The following is an 18,069-nucleotide window of genomic DNA, read 5'->3' as shown; positions in this document are numbered from 1 at the left end:
GACCGTACGGCCGGTGTCTCAGACGTTGAAGCCGAGCGCCCGGAGCTGTTCCCGGCCGTCGTCCGTGATCTTGTCGGGGCCCCACGGGGGCATCCAGACCCAGTTGATGCGCAGTTCGTTGACCAGGCCGTCCGTCGCGGACTTGGCCTGGTCCTCGATGACGTCCGTCAGCGGGCAGGCCGCGGACGTGAGGGTCATGTCGATGGTCGCCACATTGGTGTCGTCGACGTGGACGCCGTAGATCAGGCCGAGGTTGACGACGTCGATGCCCAGTTCGGGGTCGACGACGTCCATCAGGGCCTCGCGGACCTCCTCCTCGGAAGCCGGTTTCATCTCCACGGTCTCGCTCATGCCGTTGTCCTTTCGGCGTCGGAGCCCAGGGCCTGGGCCGTCGCGTCCTTCCACGCCATCCAGCTGAGGAGGGCGCACTTGACCCGGGCCGGGTACTTGGACACCCCGGCGAACGCGACCGCGTCCTCCAGGATCTCCTCCATCGCGTCGTCGGGCTCGATCTTCCCCTTGGACTGCATCAGTTCCAGGAAGGTCTCCTGGATCTTCCGCGCCCTGGCGAGGTCTTCGCCGACCAGCAGGTCGTTCAGCACGGAGGCGGAGGCCTGGCTGATGGAGCAGCCCTGCCCCTCGTAGGAGACATCGCTGATCGTCGTGCCGTCGTACTTCACGCGCAGCGTGATCTCGTCGCCGCACGTGGGGTTGACGTGGTGCACCTCGGCGTCGCCATCCCGCAAGCCCCGCCCGTGCGGGTTCTTGTAGTGGTCCAGGATGACTTCCTGGTACATCGAATCCAGCTTCATGCGATCGCTCGCCAACCCCTCAGCCGAAGAAGTTCCGTACGTGCTCCAGTCCGTCGGCCAGAGCGTCGATCTCGGCCGGCGTGGAGTACAGATAGAACGACGCTCGCGTGGTCGCGGGAATTCCGTACCGGAGGCAGACCGGCCGCGCGCAGTGGTGGCCGACCCGGACCGCGATGCCCTGCTCGTCGAGCACCTGGCCCACGTCGTGCGGGTGGATGTCACCCAGCGTGAAGGAGATCGCGGCGGCGCGGTCCTCGGCCGTGCTGGGGCCGATGATGCGCAGGTCCGGGATCTCGGCCAGCCGCTTGACGGCATACTCGGTGAGTGCGTGCTCGTGGGCGAGGATCTTGTCCATGCCGATGGCACTCAAGTAGTCGATCGCCGCGCCCATGCCGACCGCCTGCGCGACCGGCGGGGTGCCCGCCTCGAACTTGTGCGGGGCGGGGGCGTAGGTCGACGAGTGCATCGATACGGTCTCGATCATCTCGCCGCCGCCGAGGAACGGGGGCAGGTCCTCGAGCAGCTCCTGGCGGCCCCACAGGACGCCGATGCCGGTCGGAGCGCACATCTTGTGGCCGGTGAAGGCCACGAAGTCGGCCTGGAGGGCCTGTACGTCCATCGGCATGTGCGGCGCGGCCTGGGAGGCGTCGATGCACACCAGGGCGCCAACCTCCTGGGCGCGGCGCACGATCGCCTCGACCGGGTTGACCGTGCCCAGGATGTTGGACACCAGCACGAAGGAGACGACCTTCGTCCTCTCGGTGATGACCTCGTCGATGTTGGACAGGTCGAGCCGGCCGTCGTCGGTGAGGCCGAACCACTTCAGCTTGGCGCCGGTGCGCTGCGCGAGCAGCTGCCACGGCACGATGTTGGAGTGGTGCTCCATCTCCGTGATGACGATCTCGGTCTCGTGGTCCACCCGGTAGGGCTCGTCGGCCCAGCCGAGCATGTTCGCCACGAGGTTGAGCGACTCGGAGGCGTTCTTGGTGAAGATCACCTCGTTGCGGCTGGGCGCGTTGACGAACGCGGCGACCTTGTCGCGCGCGCCCTCGTACAGTGCCGTGGCCTCCTCGGCGAGGACGTGCACACCGCGGTGGACGTTGGCGTTGTAGCGCTCGTAGTACTCGCTGAGTGCGTCCAGTACCTGACGGGGCTTCTGGCTGGTCGCCGCATTGTCCAGGTAGACCAGTTTCCGTCCGTCGTGGACCTGGCGGTCCAGGATCGGGAAGTCCTTGCGGATCGCCTCGGTGTCGAGAAGGCCCGGCAGCTGTGTCACGCGGATGCGCCACCCTTCGCGTATACCTCGTAGCCCTCGTTCTCCAGCTTGTCCGCAAGCTCGGCGCCGCCGGACTCGGCGATCCGGCCGTCGGCGAACACGTGGACGTAGTCGGGCTTGATGTAGCGCAGGATGCGCGTGTAGTGCGTGATCAGCAGGGTGCCGACCTCGCCGGACTCGCGGACGCGGTTGACGCCCTCCGAGACGACGCGCAGCGCGTCGACGTCCAGGCCGGAGTCGGTCTCGTCGAGGATCGCGACCTTCGGCTTGAGCAGCTCCAGCTGGAGGATCTCGTGGCGCTTCTTCTCACCGCCGGAGAAGCCCTCGTTGACGTTGCGCTCGGCAAAGGCGGGGTCCATGTGGAGGCGCTCCATGGTCTCCTTGACCTCCTTCACCCAGTGGCGCAGCTTGGGCGCCTCGCCGCGGATGGCGGTGGCGGAGGTGCGCAGGAAGTTGGAGACGGAGACGCCGGGGACCTCGACCGGGTACTGCATGGCGAGGAACAGGCCGGCGCGGGCGCGCTCGTCGACGGACATCTCCAGGACGTCCTCGCCGTCGAGGGTGACGGTGCCGCCGGACACGGTGTACTTGGGGTGACCGGCGAGGGCGTAGGCGAGAGTCGACTTGCCGGAGCCGTTGGGGCCCATGATGGCGTGCGTCTCGCCCTGCTTCACGGTGAGGTCGACGCCCTTGAGGATCTCCTTCGTGGCGTTGTCGGCCTCGACGGTGACGTGCAGGTCTCGGATTTCAAGCGTTGCCATGGGTGCCTCAGGACTCCTGGGTGAGGGAGACGAGCACGTCGTCCCCTTCGATCTTTACGGGGTATACGGGGACGGGGCGCGTGGCCGGAAGACTGTCGGGCTTGCCCGAGCGGAGGTCGAAGCGCGAGCCGTGCAGCCAGCACTCGATGTGGCAGTCGTCGACCTCGCCCTCCGAGAGGGAGACGTTCGCGTGCGAGCAGATGTCGTTGATCGCGAACACCTCGCCCTCGGTGTACACGAGGGAGACCGGCGTGCCGTCGAGTTCCACCCTTTTCGGGGTGTCCTCCTCCAGCTCGCTCAGCCCGCAGGCGCGTTGGAAGGTCATGCGACCGATGCCTCCAGCTCCTCCTCGATCTTGGCGATCAGGCGCTCCTCGATGTCCGGGACGCCGATCTGCTGGACCAGTTCGGCGAAGAAGCCGCGGACCACCAGACGGCGGGCGTCCTTCTCGGGGATGCCGCGGGCCATCAGGTAGAAGAGCTGCTCGTCGTCGAAGCGGCCGGTCGCGGAGGCGTGGCCGGCGCCGACGATCTCACCGGTCTCGATCTCCAGGTTGGGCACGGAGTCGACGCGGGCGCCGTCGGTCAGCACCAGGTTGCGGTTCATCTCGTAGGTGTCGGTGCCCTCGGCCTTGGCCTCGATGAGCACGTCACCGATCCACACGGCGTGCGCGTCGTCACCTTGGAGCGCGCCCTTGTAGACGGCGTTCGACTTGCAGTGCGGGACGTTGTGGTCGACCAGGAGGCGGTGCTCCTGGTGCTGGCCTGCGTCGGTGAAGTACAGGCCGAACAGTTCGGCCTCGCCGCCGGTGCCTGTGTAGGCCACCCGGGGGTGCAGCCGGACCAGGTCGCCGCCGAAGGTGACGACGACCGACTTGAAGGAGGCGTCGCGGCCGACGAGGGCGTTGTGCTGGGCGACGTGCACGGCCTTCTCGTCCCAGTCCTGGACGGAGACGACGGTGAGCTTGGCGCCGTCGCCGAGGACGTACTCGACGCCCGCGGCGAGCACCGCGTCACCGGTGTGGTCGATGACGACGACGGCTTCGGCGAAGGCACCGAGCTCGACCACCTGGTGGCCGTAGGCGGTGCCGCCCTCGCCGTGCACCGCGATGCGGATCGGCTCGGTGAGGACGGTCTCCTTCGGCACGGTCACGACCGAGGCCTGCTCGAAGGCGGAGTACGCCTGGGCGGCGACGCGGTCGACCGGCTTGCCGGCCCGGCCGAGCCGCGCGTCGTCGCGGCCGACGGTCTCGACGCGGACGCCCTCGGGCGCCTCGACGACGACCTTGACGCCTTCGCCGGTGGCGACGGCGGTGCCGTCGTGCAGGCCGCGCAGCCGCTCCAGCGGGGTGAACCGCCATTCCTCCTCACGGCCGTGCGGGACCGGGAAGGACGCCACGTCGAAGGACGGGGGCGCGCTCATGCGGGTGGCGACGGTCGACTCGGCGGCCACCGCGATCGAGCCGGCGGTGGTGGAGCCCACCGGCGGGGGTCCCCCCTGTCCAAGCGCAGTCGAGGACTTGGGGGCATTCTGAGCCTCAGCCATGGCTGTCGTAGTGCTCTCTTTCTGAGTGAGACGTGTGCTGTCCGACGGGACGGGAGGACCGGCCGACGGGGCGGGGCGGCGGATCAGCCGACCGCGCCTTCCATCTGCAGCTCGATCAGCCGGTTGAGCTCGAGCGCGTACTCCATCGGCAGTTCCTTGGCGATCGGCTCGACGAAGCCGCGCACGATCATCGCCATCGCCTCGAACTCGGACAGACCGCGGCTCATCAGGTAGAAGAGCTGGTCCTCGGAGACCTTGGAGACGGTCGCCTCGTGGCCCATGGACACGTCGTCCTCGCGGACGTCGACGTAGGGGTAGGTGTCGGAGCGGGAGATGGTGTCCACGAGCAGCGCGTCGCACAGCACGTTGGACTTGGCACCGGGAGCGCCCTCGCCGATCTCGATCAGACCGCGGTAGGAGGTACGGCCGCCGCCGCGCGCCACCGACTTGGAGACGATGTTCGACGAGGTGTTCGGGGCCATGTGGACCATCTTGGCGCCGGCGTCCTGGTGCTGGCCCTCACCGGCGAAGGCGATGGACAGCGTCTCGCCCTTGGCGTGCTCGCCCATGAGGTAGACGGCCGGGTACTTCATCGTCACCTTGGAGCCGATGTTGCCGTCGACCCACTCCATGGTCGCGCCCTCATAGGCCACGGCGCGCTTGGTGACCAGGTTGTAGACGTTGTTCGACCAGTTCTGGATCGTCGTGTAGCGGCAGCGGCCGCCCTTCTTGACGATGATCTCGACGACGGCGCTGTGCAGCGAGTCCGAGGTGTAGATCGGGGCGGTGCAGCCCTCGACGTAGTGGACGTAGGCGTCCTCGTCGACGATGATCAGCGTCCGCTCGAACTGGCCCATGTTCTCCGTGTTGATACGGAAGTAGGCCTGCAGCGGGATGTCCACGTGGACGCCCTTGGGGACGTAGATGAACGACCCGCCGGACCACACGGCCGAGTTCAGCGACGCGAACTTGTTGTCGCCGACCGGGATGACGGTGCCGAAGTACTCCTGGAAGAGCTCCGGGTGCTCCTTCAGCGCGGTGTCGGTGTCGAGGAAGATGACGCCCTGCTCCTCCAGGTCCTCGCGGATCTGGTGGTAGACGACCTCGGACTCGTACTGCGCGGCGACACCGGCGACCAGGCGCTGCTTCTCCGCCTCGGGGATGCCGAGCCGGTCGTAGGTGTTCTTGATGTCCTCGGGCAGGTCCTCCCAGGAGGCCGCCTGCGCCTCGGTGGAACGCACGAAGTACTTGATGTTGTCGAAGTCGATGCCCGACAGGTCCGAGCCCCAGCTCGGCATGGGCTTCTTGTCGAACAGGCGCAGACCCTTCAGCCGCAGCTTCAGCATCCACTCCGGCTCGTTCTTCTTCGCGGAGATGTCGCGGACGACGTCCTCGTTCAGACCGCGCTTGGCCGCGGCGCCTGCCTCGTCGGAGTCGGCCCAGCCGAATTCGTACTTACCCAGGCCCTCGAGTTCGGGGTGGGCAGTCTCCGTGGGGAGAGTCATGCGGGGTTCCTCCCGGCCGTGCTTGCAGATGCATTGTGGGTGTGCGGCGAAGTCTTCTTCGCAGAAGTCTTCGAAGTCTGTGAGGTGCGTGCGGTCCTGGCGGACCGCGGTACGGGCTGCGGTGCGGGCGTCGCCGCCTGCGAGCCCTTCGGGATGAAGGTGGTGCAGACACCGTCGCCGTGCGCGATGGTGGCCAGCCGCTGCACATGGGTACCGAGCAGCTCGGCGAAAAATTCCGTCTCCGCCTCGCACAGCTGCGGGAACCGCTCGGCGGCGTGGGCGACCGGGCAATGGTGCTGGCACAGCTGCTCGCCCTGCTGCGGATGGGGGGCGCTGCGCGCGGTGGCAGCGTACCCGTCCGCGCTGAGCGCCTTGGCCAACGCCCGGGTCCGCTCCTCGGGGGCCGCGGCCCCGACCGCCTCGCGGTAGGCGTCCGCCTGGGCGGCGATCCGGGCACGGGCGAACGCTGCGATCGCCTCGTCGCCGCCTCCCTGCTCGCCGATCCAGTGCAGGGCGTCCACGGCCAGCTTGTCGTACGACTGGTCGAAGGCGTCCCGCCCGCAGTCCGTGAGTGCGAAGACCTTGGCCGGGCGCCCGCGGGTGCGTGCTCCGTAGACCCGTCGTTCGCGCGCCTCCACGATTCCGTCGGTGGCCAGGGCGTCCAGGTGGCGACGGACGGCCGCCTGGGTCAGCCCGAGCCGCTCGGCGAGTTCGGAGACCGTCGACGGGCCGTGGTCCAGCACGGACCGAGCGACCCGGTTGCGGGTGGACCGCTCACCGGTCGCAAGTTCCTCCTGAGGAGCCGCGCCCACGTATTTCACAACGCCATTGTTGCGTAATTCATCCGGGCCGGGCAAGCCGCGCCCGTCAGCCCCGGAGTGCGCTGCGTCACTTAGGTAAACCTAATCCGACCTGCGGAAACGATATTCGATCAATCGATCAGTGGCGTCCCGGCGCCGCTTCCGGAACACTCCCGGGCATGCCCGCACCCCCGCCGACCGGCCCTCTTGCCACCCGGGACACTCTCGGCCCCGGGCTCGGCGAGCTCGGCGCCCGCCCCGGCTGGACCCTCTTCGTGCGCTCCTCGCCCAGCTCGCTCGGCCGGGTCGCCGACGGCCCGGTCGCGGGAGTGGAAAGGCTGCTCGACGCGGTGGGCCCGGAGGGCACGCCGATGGTTCCCGTCCAGTCCGGCGACCTCTTCGACCCGGCTCGGTGGCGCGATCCGCCGGCGCCCGAGGCCCGGTGGGAGACCGTCCGGGCCACCACGCCCGGCTACGCCCCGTACGCGGCCGGGTCAAAGCCGCCGAGGCACGGCTGTTCCCGGTGGCGGACGCGGTGGCGTACCGCGGCGGTGGCCGGAGCTGCACCGGCCCCGTACAAACGCGTTCCCGCAACCCCCAGGTACGAGTCCCCCGGCACGTACCTAGACTCGTGACCCATGCGAAGTGAGCCCGTGGTCCAGGTGCAGGCCCTGGTGAAGCGGTACGGCACGAAGACCGCGGTGGACGGCCTCGACCTGGTGGCACGGCAGGGCGTGACGGCCGTGCTCGGACCCAACGGGGCGGGCAAGACGACCACGGTCGAGACCTGCGAGGGATACCGGCGGCCGGACTCCGGCACGGTGCGCGTCCTGGGCCTGGACCCGGTACGGCAGTCGGCCGCGCTCCGGCCCCGGATCGGCGTGATGCTCCAGTCCGGCGGCGTCTACTCGGGCGCGCGGGCCGACGAGATGCTCCGCCACATGGCGAAACTGCACGCGCACCCCCTGGACGTGGACGCGCTGATCGAACGCCTCGGGCTCGGTTCCTGCGGCCGTACGACGTACCGGCGGCTCTCCGGCGGCCAGCAGCAGCGGCTCGCGCTGGCGATGGCCGTGGTCGGGCGCCCGGAGCTGGTGTTCCTGGACGAGCCGACCGCCGGACTCGACCCGCAGGCCCGCCGCGCCACCTGGGACCTCGTACGGGATCTGCGCGCCGACGGCGTCTCCGTCATCCTCACCACGCACCACATGGACGAGGCCGAGCAGCTCGCCGACGACGTCGCGATCATCGACGCCGGCCGGGTGGTCGCCCAGGGCAGCCCCGAGGAGCTGTGCCGGGGCGGCGCCGAGAACACGCTGCGCTTCTCGGGCCGGCCGGGGCTGGACGTGGCCTCCCTGCTCAAGGCCCTGCCGCCCGACTCCCAGGCCGCCGAGCTGACCCCCGGCTCGTACCGGGTCGTCGGCGAGGTGGACCCGCAACTGCTCGCCACGGTCACGTCCTGGTGCGCACAGCACGGCGTGCTGCCGGACCGGATCTCGGTCGAACGACACACCCTCGAGGACGTCTTTCTGGAGCTGACCGGCAAGGAGCTGCGTTCGTGAATCCGGTGGATCCGGTGAATCCGGCGCGCACGGGGACCGGCGCCTACGCGCCGAAGCCGGGTGCGGCGCCGCTTCCCCGCATGATCGCGGCGCAGGCCGTGCTCGAGACGAAGATGCTGCTGCGCAACGGCGAGCAACTGCTGCTCACCGTGGTCATCCCCACGCTGCTGCTGGTGCTGTTCAGCACCGTGGACATCGTGGACACCGGTGAGGGCGAGGCCGTGGACTTCCTCGCCCCCGGTGTCCTCGCACTGGCGGTGATGTCGACGGCGTTCACCGGGCAGGCCATCGCCACCGGCTTCGAGCGCCGGTACGGGGTGCTGAAGCGGCTGGCGTCCTCGCCGCTGCCGCGGTGGGCGCTGATGACCGCGAAGACGCTGTCGGTGCTGGTCACCGAGGTGCTCCAGATCGTCCTGCTCACGGTGATCGCGTTCGGGCTGGGCTGGTCGCCGCAGGGCGACCCGCTCGCCGTGGTGCTGTTGCTGGTGCTGGGCACGGCCGCCTTCTCGGGGCTCGGTCTGCTGATGGCGGGCACCCTGAAGGCCGAGGCCACGCTCGCCGCCGCCAACCTGGTGTTCCTGCTGCTGCTCGTCGGCGGCGGGGTCGTCGTGCCGCTGGACACCTTCCCGGACGCCGCGCAGAACGTCCTCGGCCTGCTGCCCATCGCGGCGCTGTCGGAGGGCCTGCGGGACGTGCTCCAGCACGGGGCGGGACTGCCCTGGGGCAACCTCGGGATCCTCGCCGTATGGGCGGCGGCGGGGCTCGCGGCCGCCGGCAGGTTCTTCCGCTGGGATTGAATCCTCCCCTCCCTTCGCGAGCTCAGGAAGGGGATTCCTGACTCAGGCTGCCCGGCCGCTCAACGAGCGGTCGGGTCTTACCCCCTCGGCATCAGCCGGGTTGAGACCGGCCCGGAGGAGCATCACGCGGGTGGAGTTCTTGTCCCGTGGGCTCACGGTTCCGCATGCGGTGCAGGTGCAGGTGCGCGTTCCCAGCGGCAGTGCGTGCTTGGCTCTCGCTCCGCACCGGGCGCAGTCCATCCGCTCCGCACCGGGCGCAGTCCATCGTGGTATGCGCGAGGGGGGCACCTCCCATGCCTTTCGGGCTATGGGGGAGCACGAACCGGACATCGCGTCCGTGCTTGCGGCCCCTCTCGATCAGGGCCTGCGTGGTGGCGCCGATGGCGGCGTCGGCGGCCTTGCGCGCCATGGTGGTCCTGGCCAGGAACTTCGGGCGGAAGTCCTCGACCGCGGTCGCGTCGTGGTCGGTCACGACTCGCTTGGCCCTTCCCCGAACTCTCCGACAAGCTCCGAGCAGGGGAGACCCCATGCGGGCGTCGCCGGGCAGCCTTCTGGTAGGCCCTGGCGCGCAGCCGCTTCGCTTCGTGGTGTCCCTTCGAGCCGGGCTGCCCCTTCGGCGGGCGGCGCCGGGCCATCATCCGGTCGTACCGCGACAGCTTCGCCGCCGCTTTCTTTCCGTGCTGGGCATGGGGAAGGTCGTGGGTGCCACTCGTGGTGGCGGTCTCGGTCACGCCCCAGTCCACACCGAGCACACGGCCCGTGGCAGGCAGCGGCTCGGCGGTGGCGGGGACGACGAAACTGGCGTACCACGCCCCGGTGCCGTCCTGATGGACGCGCACACCGGACGGGTCACCCGAAAGATCGCGGGACCACACCACCGTCAGCACGATGCCGCCCACCAGGTGCAGGCGCCCGTCCGTCGGACGGAACCCGCGCCGGGTGCAGTTCAGCGTGGGCAGCGCCCCGCGCTTCTTCTTGTGCTTCGGCATCCCGGCCCGGCGCCGCTGCGGGAGCCGGTCCCTGATGTCCTTCAGCGCCTCGGCGCGGGACCTGCCGAAGTCCCGGATGATCTGCTGCCGCACCACCGAGGAGCCCTCGCGCAGCCACGCCGGCTTCGTGCGGGCCTCGGTCGGTATCCGGTCGAGCTGCGCCGGGCCGCACGTCAGCTTCGCTTCCGGATGGGCCTGGTTGCGGACGTGCACGGCCTTGGACTCGGCCACGCACTCGTTCCGGATCCACCGGCACCGGTCCCACTCCGCCACCAGCGCCGTACGCGCGGACGACGACACACGCAGCCGGTAGGTGCAGCGGGCCTGCCCGGCCTCCGCGACCGCCCCCACCCGCACCATGCCGCCCCCTCCCTCTCACGGTCCCGGCCCGGGACATATGGCATCCGACCCCTCCGTCAGGAGCGTATGTGCGACCGCCGCACGTGCGTACCCGATCGCACAGCCACCACCCCGACCAGCGATCACGGGCACGCGCGTCCGCATCACCTCGGGCTCCAGGCAACCGCACGGGCGCTCCGCGCCCTGAACCGGACACGACGACGCCCCGCGTCGCAACATCCGGATGCAATTCCTCCCCGGCGCGCACGCCGGGACATCCCCGCAAGAAGCAGGTGAGCGGGCGGGAAGAACAGGAAGAACGGGACGGGACCGCGACAGGGCGGACCCTCGTGAAAGCGTGCACAAGCGGCGCCCTACGATGGGAAGCGTGCCAAACGTGACCCGCGCCGACGCCCAGGCAATCCTGCGCAACCCGCTCGCCTTCATCGCCGCACGCTGGACCCCGGACCCCCGGACGGTCCGGCGGGCGGTCCTCGCCGCGCTCGTCATGGCGGTGGTCATCGTGGTCACCGGTGGAGCCGTGCGGCTGACCGGCTCCGGCCTGGGCTGTCCCACCTGGCCCAAGTGCACCGACGACTCGCTCACCAGCACCCGGGAGATGGGCCTGCACGGGGTCATCGAGTTCGGCAACCGCATGCTGACGTACGTGCTGTGCGCCGCCGTCGGCTGGGCGATCATCGCCGTGCGCTCCCAGAAGCCGTACCGGCGCGGCCTGACCCGGCTGGGCTGGACCCAGTTCTGGATCGTCATGGGCAACGCGATCCTCGGCGGCATCGTGGTCCTCGTCGGTCTCAACCCGTACACGGTCGCGGCGCACTTCCTGCTCTCCTCGGCGCTGATCGCGGTGGCCACGGTGATGTGGCAGCGCGTCCGCGAGGGCGACGGGGAGCCCCGGCCGCTGGTCGGCACGGCCGTGCGGCAGCTGGTGTGGTTCCTGGTGGCGGCGGCCGTCCTGGTGATCGCGGTCGGCACCGTGGTGACCGGCTCGGGACCGCACGCGGGTGACTCCAGCGAGGTCGAGCGGATGCCGCTGGACTGGGAGACGGTCAGCAAGGTGCACGCGGTGCTGGCGTGGATCGTGGTGACGCTGACGTTCGCCCTGTGGTTCGTCCTGAAGGCCGTCGACGCCCCCAAGGAACCGCTGCACCGCACCCGCGAGCTGTTCCTGATCATGCTCGCACAGGGCGTGATCGGTTATGTCCAGTATTTCACCGATCTTCCCGAGGTCCTGGTCGGCGCCCACATGTTCGGCTCCTGTGTGATGTGGATATGGGTGGTGCGGGTCCTGCTGTCCCTGCGTGAGCGGCCCGAGGCCGTGACCGATCTGCAGGGTCCGGCGACCGAGACGAAGCTGACGACTGCCTGAGCCCGCGGGGCCGTGGCCGCAGGGCCCCCGGGCTGTCGGTCCGGTCCGTAGCCGTCAGTCCAGCCCGTACACCCGGTCCGCGTTCCCCGACGCGATCATCCCGGCCACTCGCTGCGCGTCCTCCTGGGACCAGGCTCCCTCGGTCACCCACGCGCCGAGCACCCGGCCGAGCGCCTCACGGAACAGCCGGGCGCCCACGACATGCAGTTCGGGCAGCCCCTGGGCGCCGCTGGAGAAGAGGATCTTGCCGAAGGGGGCGAGTTCCAGGACCTCCTCGAGGACGGTCGCCGCGCGGGCGCCGGTGCGGGCCAGGGCGGCGCCGGAGTCGACGTAGACGTGCGGGTGGACGCCGGCCAGGTGGGCGGCGTGGCGATGGTCCGGGTAGCCGTGCAGCAGGACGAGGTCGGTGCCGAGCCCGGCGGTGGCCCGGACGAACCCGTCGAGGAACACCGGGTCGGTGCCCTCCACCCGGAAGCTGCCGGGCGCGCCGAGCCCCGCGTGCAGTTGCAGGGGCCGGCCCGAGGCGACGGCGATCCACAGCAGGTGCCGCAGCAGCACCGGGTCGCTCAGCTCGCCCCCGACCCGGCGTGCGGCCAGCCACCGCGCGGCCGCGCCACGCACCTCTCCGGGCCCCGGCGGCTCGGGCGCGAGCGCCGTCCCGTGCCGCATGCCGGCGACGGAGGTGAAGGCGACGGTGTGCGCGGCGGCTCCGTGCACGGACTCGGCGAGGTTGGCGAGGAAGGACTCCACGGTGCCGGAGGTGTCGGCGACCTGCTGGGCCAGCTGTTCCAGACGCACGATCTCGTGGCCCTCAGCGGCGCCGGCCGTGGCCAGCTCGGCCGCGCCGGTGAGGTCGCCGGGCAGTCCGGTGTCGACCAGGTAGGTGGTGATGCCGCTGGCCCGCAGCAGCAGGCGGGCCGTCTCGGCCACGCCCAGTTCACGGCGCCGGGCGAGATAGCGGGCGGGCGGGCAGTGCGGCTCCAGGCCGAGCAGGGGCGGGCACCAGCGGCGTACGGCGAAACCGGTCTGGGTGTCGAACAGAGTGGTCCCCGGGGCGGGCGGGCCCTCGGTGCGGACCAGCTGGGCCTCGAAGGTGCCGAGGCCCAGCTCGGTGCGCAGGACGCCGTGGCAGTACTGGTCCACGAGGGACGGCATGTCGATCATCCGGGCTCCCCACGAAAGACGCCGCGTCGGCTTGTACAGCTCTCTAACGGGTGAACCGGGGCGGAGGTGTTGCGGGACGTCCGACACGGTGCCTGCCGTGGACGGTCGGCCGCCGGGTCAGCCGTTGGCCGGGCCGCCGATCTGGAGGCCGGCCATACGGGTCCACTCGTACGGGCCGGTCCTGACCTTGGCCGCGAACTCGCCGTCGAGGTTCTCGTGGAGGGTGATCCCCGCCTTCTCGGCCGCCTTCTCGGCGATCGCGTAGGAGTGGGCGACCAGATCGCCCCAGTCGCCGTCCTCGCCGACCAGCACGATCCGGGCGCCGCGCTGTCCCAGGTAGGCGATCTGTCCCTCGGCGCCGCCGTGGGCCGTGGCGAAGCCGTTGATCCGCTTGACGAGCCGGGCCACCTTCCGCTCGGCCTTGCGCTCGGTCCTCTGTTCGGCCCGCTGCCCGCTGTTCCGCTCGGCCGCCGGGTCCGCCTGCTGCTTGTCTGCCATGACCAGGATGCTACCGACGGGTAGATCAAACGGCGACGGGCGGGGTCCGTGGTCTTGGCCACGGACCCCGCCCGTCGGAACGTCTCTGGGGCGGACTACCGCAGGAAGGGATCCACCGCGACGGCCACGAAGAGCAGCGACACGTAGGTGATGGACCAGTGGAACAGGCGCATCTCCTTGAGCTTGCCGCCGGCCACCTCGGACTTGGCGCGGTTGAGGAGCGCGTGCGCCTCCCACAGCCACCAGCCGCCCGCGGCCAGCGCGACCGCGGTGTAGAACCAGCCGGTGTAGCCGAGCGGGGTGAGCAGCAGCGACACCGCGACCATGACCCAGCTGTAGACCACGATCTGCTTGGCGACCACCTTGTTGCTGGCGATCACCGGGAGCATCGGCACGCCCACGCGCGCGTAGTCCTCCTTCACCTTCATGGACAGCGGCCAGTAGTGCGGCGGCGTCCAGAAGAACATGACGAGGAAGAGGATGACCGGCGCCCAGGACATCGAGTTGGTGACCGCGGACCACCCGATCAGCACCGGCATGCAGCCGGCGATGCCGCCCCACACGATGTTCTGCGAGGTACGCCGTTTGAGGATCATCGTGTAGACGACGACGTAGAAGAGGAGCGCGCCGAGGGCGAGCCAGGCGGACAGCCAGTTGACCGTGAGGCCGAACAGCAGCGTCGAGACGACGGCCAGGCCGATGCCGAAGGCCAGGCACTCGCGCGGGCTGACCATGCCGGTGACCAGGGGACGCTGCGAGGTGCGGTCCATCAGCGCGTCGATGTCGCGGTCGAGGTACATGTTGAGCGCGTTGGCGCCGCCCGCCGACAGGTAGCCGCCGAGGCAGGTCAGCAGCACCAGCCCCAGGTCGGGCACACCCTGCTGCGCCAGGAACATCACCGGAACCGTGGTGATGAGCAGCAGTTCGATGATCCGCGGCTTGGTCAGCGCCACGAACGCCTTGACACGGGCCCCGAACGGCCGGTGACTCGGGCTCTGGCTCGTCCCGATAACCCCCGCAGGACGGGATTCAACGGCCGTCACTCGCACCCCTGACAGAGTTCCCAGCAAGCCCTCCCCCTGTGAAGTGGAGGTAAAGGCTCGCGCGTACCACGCCACCTTAGACGTTGCCCAGACCCGGAACATTCGCGGGGGTCGGGTCGTGGGGGAAACGGCCGCTCACCGCAGAGATCCGAGCTCGATTGAGCAGCCGGATGAGCGGCTCCGTATTCATCTGCCGAATGAGAATACTTCCCTGTCAGGGGGCGGATCGCCGGGACTACCCGCAGTCTGGAACGACTCGGGGGATGCACGCCCTACGGGGGTAGGCTCGACCTCGCCGGTGTGTACTCATCCGGCATCCGAAAACATGTGGAGAGGAGCCCTGACTCAGGGTGAGCACCAAGCCGACCACCACAGACCTCGAGTGGACCGAACTGGACCAGCGGGCCGTGGACACCGCCCGCGTCCTGGCCGCCGATGCCGTACAGAAGGTCGGCAACGGCCATCCCGGTACGGCGATGAGCCTGGCGCCCGCCGCGTACACCCTCTTCCAGAAGGTGATGCGGCACGACCCCTCGGACGCCGACTGGGTCGGACGGGACCGTTTCGTCCTGTCCGCCGGCCATTCGTCCCTGACTCTCTACACCCAGCTGTACCTGGCCGGTTTCGGTCTGGGGCTGGACGACCTGAAGGCGTTCCGCACCTGGGGTTCGAAGACGCCGGGCCACCCGGAGTACGGGCACACCACGGGCGTGGAGACGACGACCGGGCCGCTGGGCCAGGGCGTCGCCAACGCGGTCGGCATGGCGATGGCCGCCCGCTACGAGCGCGGCCTGTTCGACCCGGAGGCCGCCCCGGGCGAGTCCCCCTTCGACCACTTCATCTACTGCATCGCCGGTGACGGCTGCCTGCAGGAGGGCATCTCCGCGGAGGCGTCCTCGCTGGCCGGCCACCAGAAGCTCGGCAACCTGGTCCTGCTGTGGGACGACAACCACATCTCGATCGAGGGCGACACCGAGACGGCCGTCTCCGAGGACGTCACCAAGCGGTACGAGGCCTACGGCTGGCACGTGCAGCGGGTGGCCCCTAAGCCGGACGGCGACCTGGATCCGAACGCGATCTACGACGCCGTCCAGGAGGCCAAGAAGGTCACCGACCGACCGTCGTTCATCGCGATGCGCTCGATCATCGCCTGGCCGGCCCCGAACGCGCAGAACACCGAGGCCTCCCACGGTTCGGCGCTCGGTGACGAGGAGGTGGCGGCCACCAAGCGGGTGCTGGGCTTCGACCCGGAGCAGACCTTCGAGGTGACCGACGAGGTCCTCGGCCACACCCGCGGCGCGCTGGAGCGCGGCAAGCGGGCACGGGCCGAGTGGGAGAAGTCGTTCCAGGAGTGGAGGGGCAACAACGCGGAGCGCGCGGCCGAGTTCGACCGCATCGCGGCCGGTGAGCTGCCCAAGGGCTGGGAGGACACGCTTCCCGTCTTCGAGCCGGGCAAGGCGGTCGCCACCCGTGCCGCGTCCGGCAAGGTGCTCCAGGCGCTCGGCGCGGTCGTCCCGGAGCTGTGGGGCGGCTCGGCCAACCTGGCGGGCTCCAACAACACGACGATCGACAAGACGTCGTCGTTCCTCCCGGCGGGCAACCCGCTGCCCGAGGCGAACCCGTACGGCCGCACCCTCCACTTCGGTATCCGCGAGCACGCCATGGCCGCGGGGATGAACGGCATCGCGCTGCACGGCAACACCCGGATCTACGGCGGCACCTTCCTGGTGTTCTCCGACTACATGCGCAACGCGGTGCGGCTGTCGGCTCTGATGCACCTGCCGGTGACGTACGTGTGGACGCACGACTCCATCGGTCTGGGCGAGGACGGCCCGACCCACCAGCCGATCGAGCACCTGGCCTCGCTGCGCGCCATCCCCGGCCTGAACGTCGTCCGCCCGGCGGACGCCAACGAGACCGCGATCGCCTGGCGCGAGATCCTCAAGCGCTGGACCAAGGAGTTCGGCAAGGGCGCCCCGCACGGTCTGGCCCTCACCCGGCAGGGCGTGCCGACGTACGAGCCGAACGAGGACGCGGCGCGCGGCGGCTATGTGATGTTCGAGGCCGACGGTGGTGAGCCGCAGGTCGTCCTGATCGCCACCGGTTCCGAGGTGCACGTCGCCGTCGAGGCGCGCGAGCAGCTGCAGGCCGCCGGTGTACCCACGCGCGTGGTGTCCATGCCGTCGGTGGAGTGGTTCGAGGAGCAGGACCAGGGGTACCGGGACAGCGTCCTGCCGCCGGCCGTGAGGGCCCGTGTCGCGGTGGAGGCCGGGATCGGTCTGACGTGGCACAAGTACGTCGGGGACGCCGGGCGCGTCGTGTCCCTGGAGCACTTCGGCGCGTCCGCCGACGGCAAGGTGCTGTTCAAGGAGTTCGGCTTCACCGCCGAGAACGTGGCGGCCGCGGCCCGGGAATCACTCGCCGCGGCCCAGCGCTGACGCTCACACACGACACGTAGGAGATGTAATTCCATGACAGACGCACTGAAGCGCCTTTCCGAGGAAGGCGTCGCGATCTGGCTGGACGACCTGTCGCGCAAGCGGATCACGTCCGGCAACCTCGCCGAGCTGATCGACCAGCAGCACGTCGTGGGCGTCACCACCAACCCGTCGATCTTCCAGAAGGCGATCTCCGAGGGAGACGGCTACGAGCAGCAGCTCGCCGACCTCGCCGCCCGCAGGGTCACGGTCGAAGAGGCCATCCGGATGATCACCACGGCGGACGTCCGCGACGCCGCCGACATCCTGCGCCCGGTCTTCGACGCCACCGACGGCAAGGACGGCCGGGTCTCCATCGAGGTCGACCCACGTCTCGCGCACGACACGCGCGCCACCGTCGCCGAGGCCAAGCAGCTGGCCTGGCTGGTGGACCGGCCCAACACCCTGATCAAGATCCCGGCGACCGAGGCGGGCATCCCGGCGATCGCCGAGACCATCGGCCTGGGCATCAGCGTCAACGTCACGCTGATCTTCTCCCTGGAGCGCTACCGCAAGGTCATGGACGCGTTCCTGACCGGCCTGGAGAAGGCCAGGGAGCGCGGCCTGGACCTGTCGAAGATCCACTCGGTGGCGTCGTTCTTCGTGTCCCGCGTGGACACCGAGATCGACAAGCGGATCGACGCGCTCGGCACCGACGAGGCCAAGGCACTGCGCGGCAAGGCCGCCGTCGCCAACGCGCGCCTGGCCTACCAGGCGTACGAGGAGGTCTTCGCCACCGACCGCTGGAGCGCGCTGGAGCGTGAGGGCGCCAACAAGCAGCGTCCGCTGTGGGCCTCCACCGGCGTGAAGGACAAGGCCTACAAGGCCACGATGTACGTCGACGACCTGGTGGCCCCGAACACGGTGAACACCATGCCGGAGGCGACCCTGGTGGCCACCGAGGAGCAGGGCGAGATCAACGGCAACGCCGTCGCCGGCACCTACGAGCAGGCTCGCGCCGACCTCGACGCCGTGGAGCGGCTGGGGATCGCGTACGACGACGTGGTGCAGCTGCTGGAGGACGAGGGCGTCGAGAAGTTCGAGTCGTCCTGGAACGACCTGCTGAAGTCGACCGAGGCGGAGCTCGCGCGCCTCGCCCCTTCGGAGGGCTGAC

General features: G+C 69.9%; 17 protein-coding genes and 1 pseudogene. 6 read left to right on the top strand and 12 right to left on the bottom strand.

Annotated elements, in window-relative coordinates:
* Positions 1–18: 18 nt before the first annotated feature.
* The 8 genes from WJ438_RS31005 to WJ438_RS30970 all read right to left on the bottom strand — a co-directional run bounded on the left by WJ438_RS31005 (position 19) and on the right by WJ438_RS30970 (position 6,720).
* Entirely contained in the window at positions 19–351 is a 333-nt protein-coding gene (locus WJ438_RS31005) for a metal-sulfur cluster assembly factor (protein ID WP_406728154.1), read from the bottom strand.
* Positions 348–812, bottom strand: a complete 465-nt coding sequence (gene sufU, locus WJ438_RS31000; protein WP_406728153.1) for a Fe-S cluster assembly sulfur transfer protein SufU — start codon at positions 810–812, stop codon at positions 348–350. The genes WJ438_RS31005 and sufU overlap by 4 nt, the downstream gene beginning before the upstream one ends.
* A gap of 19 nt (positions 813–831) precedes the next feature.
* Positions 832–2,088 carry a cysteine desulfurase gene (locus WJ438_RS30995; protein WP_406728152.1) on the bottom strand — a complete coding sequence of 419 codons (1,257 nt, stop codon included), beginning with the start codon at positions 2,086–2,088 and terminating at the stop codon, positions 832–834.
* Positions 2,085–2,849, bottom strand: coding sequence for a Fe-S cluster assembly ATPase SufC (sufC, locus tag WJ438_RS30990; protein WP_406728151.1), 765 nt, complete (start codon positions 2,847–2,849; stop codon positions 2,085–2,087). The genes WJ438_RS30995 and sufC overlap by 4 nt, the downstream gene beginning before the upstream one ends.
* Before the next feature lie 7 nt (positions 2,850–2,856).
* The gene (locus WJ438_RS30985; RefSeq protein WP_406728150.1) at positions 2,857–3,174 is read right to left on the bottom strand and encodes a non-heme iron oxygenase ferredoxin subunit; all 318 of its coding nucleotides are present in this window, start codon (positions 3,172–3,174) and stop codon (positions 2,857–2,859) included.
* A complete protein-coding gene (gene sufD / locus WJ438_RS30980) occupies positions 3,171–4,394 on the bottom strand; it encodes a Fe-S cluster assembly protein SufD (RefSeq protein WP_406728149.1) in 1,224 nt (407 codons plus the stop codon). The genes WJ438_RS30985 and sufD overlap by 4 nt, the downstream gene beginning before the upstream one ends.
* A gap of 83 nt (positions 4,395–4,477) precedes the next feature.
* Entirely contained in the window at positions 4,478–5,899 is a 1,422-nt protein-coding gene (gene sufB / locus WJ438_RS30975; protein WP_406728148.1) for a Fe-S cluster assembly protein SufB, read from the bottom strand.
* A complete protein-coding gene (locus tag WJ438_RS30970) occupies positions 5,896–6,720 on the bottom strand; it encodes a helix-turn-helix transcriptional regulator (protein WP_406728147.1) in 825 nt (274 codons plus the stop codon). Before WJ438_RS30970 ends, sufB begins: the two co-directional genes overlap by 4 nt.
* A gap of 158 nt (positions 6,721–6,878) precedes the next feature.
* Between WJ438_RS30970 and WJ438_RS30965 the strand changes: the two genes are divergently transcribed.
* The 3 genes from WJ438_RS30965 (at position 6,879) to WJ438_RS30955 (ending at position 9,058) form a co-directional block, all read left to right on the top strand.
* Positions 6,879–7,334 (top strand): AAC(3) family N-acetyltransferase, encoded by a 456-nt coding sequence (locus WJ438_RS30965; protein ID WP_406728146.1) that lies wholly within the window; start codon positions 6,879–6,881, stop codon positions 7,332–7,334.
* A 3-nt stretch (positions 7,335–7,337) separates the two neighbouring features.
* On the top strand, positions 7,338–8,261 hold the full coding sequence (locus WJ438_RS30960) for an ABC transporter ATP-binding protein (protein ID WP_406728145.1): 924 nt from the start codon (positions 7,338–7,340) through the stop codon (positions 8,259–8,261).
* Between the two features lie 80 nt (positions 8,262–8,341).
* Complete coding sequence (locus tag WJ438_RS30955) at positions 8,342–9,058, top strand: ABC transporter permease (RefSeq protein WP_406729862.1); 717 nt, start codon at positions 8,342–8,344, stop codon at positions 9,056–9,058.
* 42 nt (positions 9,059–9,100) lie between these two features.
* Here WJ438_RS30955 and WJ438_RS30950 read toward each other — a convergent pair.
* Positions 9,101–10,407: pseudogene (locus WJ438_RS30950) on the bottom strand (RNA-guided endonuclease InsQ/TnpB family protein).
* A 358-nt stretch (positions 10,408–10,765) separates the two neighbouring features.
* On the opposite strand from WJ438_RS30950, the gene WJ438_RS30945 reads away from it, so the two are divergent.
* Positions 10,766–11,773: a COX15/CtaA family protein gene (locus WJ438_RS30945; protein ID WP_406728144.1), complete on the top strand. Its 1,008-nt coding sequence runs from the start codon at positions 10,766–10,768 to the stop codon at positions 11,771–11,773.
* A 54-nt stretch (positions 11,774–11,827) separates the two neighbouring features.
* Here the strand turns inward: WJ438_RS30945 and WJ438_RS30940 are convergent, their stop codons facing one another.
* The 3 genes from WJ438_RS30940 to WJ438_RS30930 form a co-directional block, all read right to left on the bottom strand.
* Positions 11,828–12,937: an amidohydrolase family protein gene (locus WJ438_RS30940; protein WP_406728143.1), complete on the bottom strand. Its 1,110-nt coding sequence runs from the start codon at positions 12,935–12,937 to the stop codon at positions 11,828–11,830.
* A 117-nt stretch (positions 12,938–13,054) separates the two neighbouring features.
* On the bottom strand, positions 13,055–13,435 hold the full coding sequence (locus WJ438_RS30935; protein ID WP_406728142.1) for a hypothetical protein: 381 nt from the start codon (positions 13,433–13,435) through the stop codon (positions 13,055–13,057).
* Between the two features lie 95 nt (positions 13,436–13,530).
* Positions 13,531–14,484: a heme o synthase gene (locus tag WJ438_RS30930; protein WP_406728141.1), complete on the bottom strand. Its 954-nt coding sequence runs from the start codon at positions 14,482–14,484 to the stop codon at positions 13,531–13,533.
* Positions 14,485–14,828: 344 nt separating this feature from the next.
* On the opposite strand from WJ438_RS30930, the gene tkt reads away from it, so the two are divergent.
* Both tkt and tal read left to right on the top strand, forming a co-directional pair.
* Positions 14,829–16,916: a transketolase gene (gene tkt, locus WJ438_RS30925; protein ID WP_406728140.1), complete on the top strand. Its 2,088-nt coding sequence runs from the start codon at positions 14,829–14,831 to the stop codon at positions 16,914–16,916.
* A gap of 33 nt (positions 16,917–16,949) precedes the next feature.
* Entirely contained in the window at positions 16,950–18,068 is a 1,119-nt protein-coding gene (gene tal, locus WJ438_RS30920; protein ID WP_406728139.1) for a transaldolase, read from the top strand.
* Position 18,069 lies beyond the last annotated feature (1 nt).

The sequence above is a fragment of the Streptomyces sp. GD-15H genome (genome assembly GCF_045291515.1).
In the GTDB taxonomy this organism is placed as follows: domain Bacteria; phylum Actinomycetota; class Actinomycetes; order Streptomycetales; family Streptomycetaceae; genus Streptomyces.
This window is presented reverse-complemented; position numbering and strand designations above follow the sequence as displayed.

Bases quoted from the DNA above. Each gene is read 5' to 3' on its own strand.
- WJ438_RS30940 (WP_406728143.1), bottom strand. From the start codon at position 12,937: ATGATCGACATGCCGTCCCTCGTGGACCAGTACTGCCACGGCGTCCTG.
- WJ438_RS30965 (WP_406728146.1), top strand. From the start codon at position 6,879: ATGCCCGCACCCCCGCCGACCGGCCCTCTTGCCACCCGGGACACTCTC.
- WJ438_RS30945 (WP_406728144.1), top strand. From the start codon at position 10,766: ATGGGAAGCGTGCCAAACGTGACCCGCGCCGACGCCCAGGCAATCCTG.
- WJ438_RS30985 (WP_406728150.1), bottom strand. From the start codon at position 3,174: ATGACCTTCCAACGCGCCTGCGGGCTGAGCGAGCTGGAGGAGGACACC.
- WJ438_RS30955 (WP_406729862.1), top strand. From the start codon at position 8,342: ATGATCGCGGCGCAGGCCGTGCTCGAGACGAAGATGCTGCTGCGCAAC.
- sufD (WP_406728149.1), bottom strand. From the start codon at position 4,394: ATGGCTGAGGCTCAGAATGCCCCCAAGTCCTCGACTGCGCTTGGACAG.
- sufB (WP_406728148.1), bottom strand. From the start codon at position 5,899: ATGACTCTCCCCACGGAGACTGCCCACCCCGAACTCGAGGGCCTGGGT.
- WJ438_RS31005 (WP_406728154.1), bottom strand. From the start codon at position 351: ATGAGCGAGACCGTGGAGATGAAACCGGCTTCCGAGGAGGAGGTCCGC.
- sufU (WP_406728153.1), bottom strand. From the start codon at position 812: ATGAAGCTGGATTCGATGTACCAGGAAGTCATCCTGGACCACTACAAG.
- WJ438_RS30935 (WP_406728142.1), bottom strand. From the start codon at position 13,435: ATGGCAGACAAGCAGCAGGCGGACCCGGCGGCCGAGCGGAACAGCGGG.
- WJ438_RS30960 (WP_406728145.1), top strand. From the start codon at position 7,338: ATGCGAAGTGAGCCCGTGGTCCAGGTGCAGGCCCTGGTGAAGCGGTAC.
- tal (WP_406728139.1), top strand. From the start codon at position 16,950: ATGACAGACGCACTGAAGCGCCTTTCCGAGGAAGGCGTCGCGATCTGG.
- sufC (WP_406728151.1), bottom strand. From the start codon at position 2,849: ATGGCAACGCTTGAAATCCGAGACCTGCACGTCACCGTCGAGGCCGAC.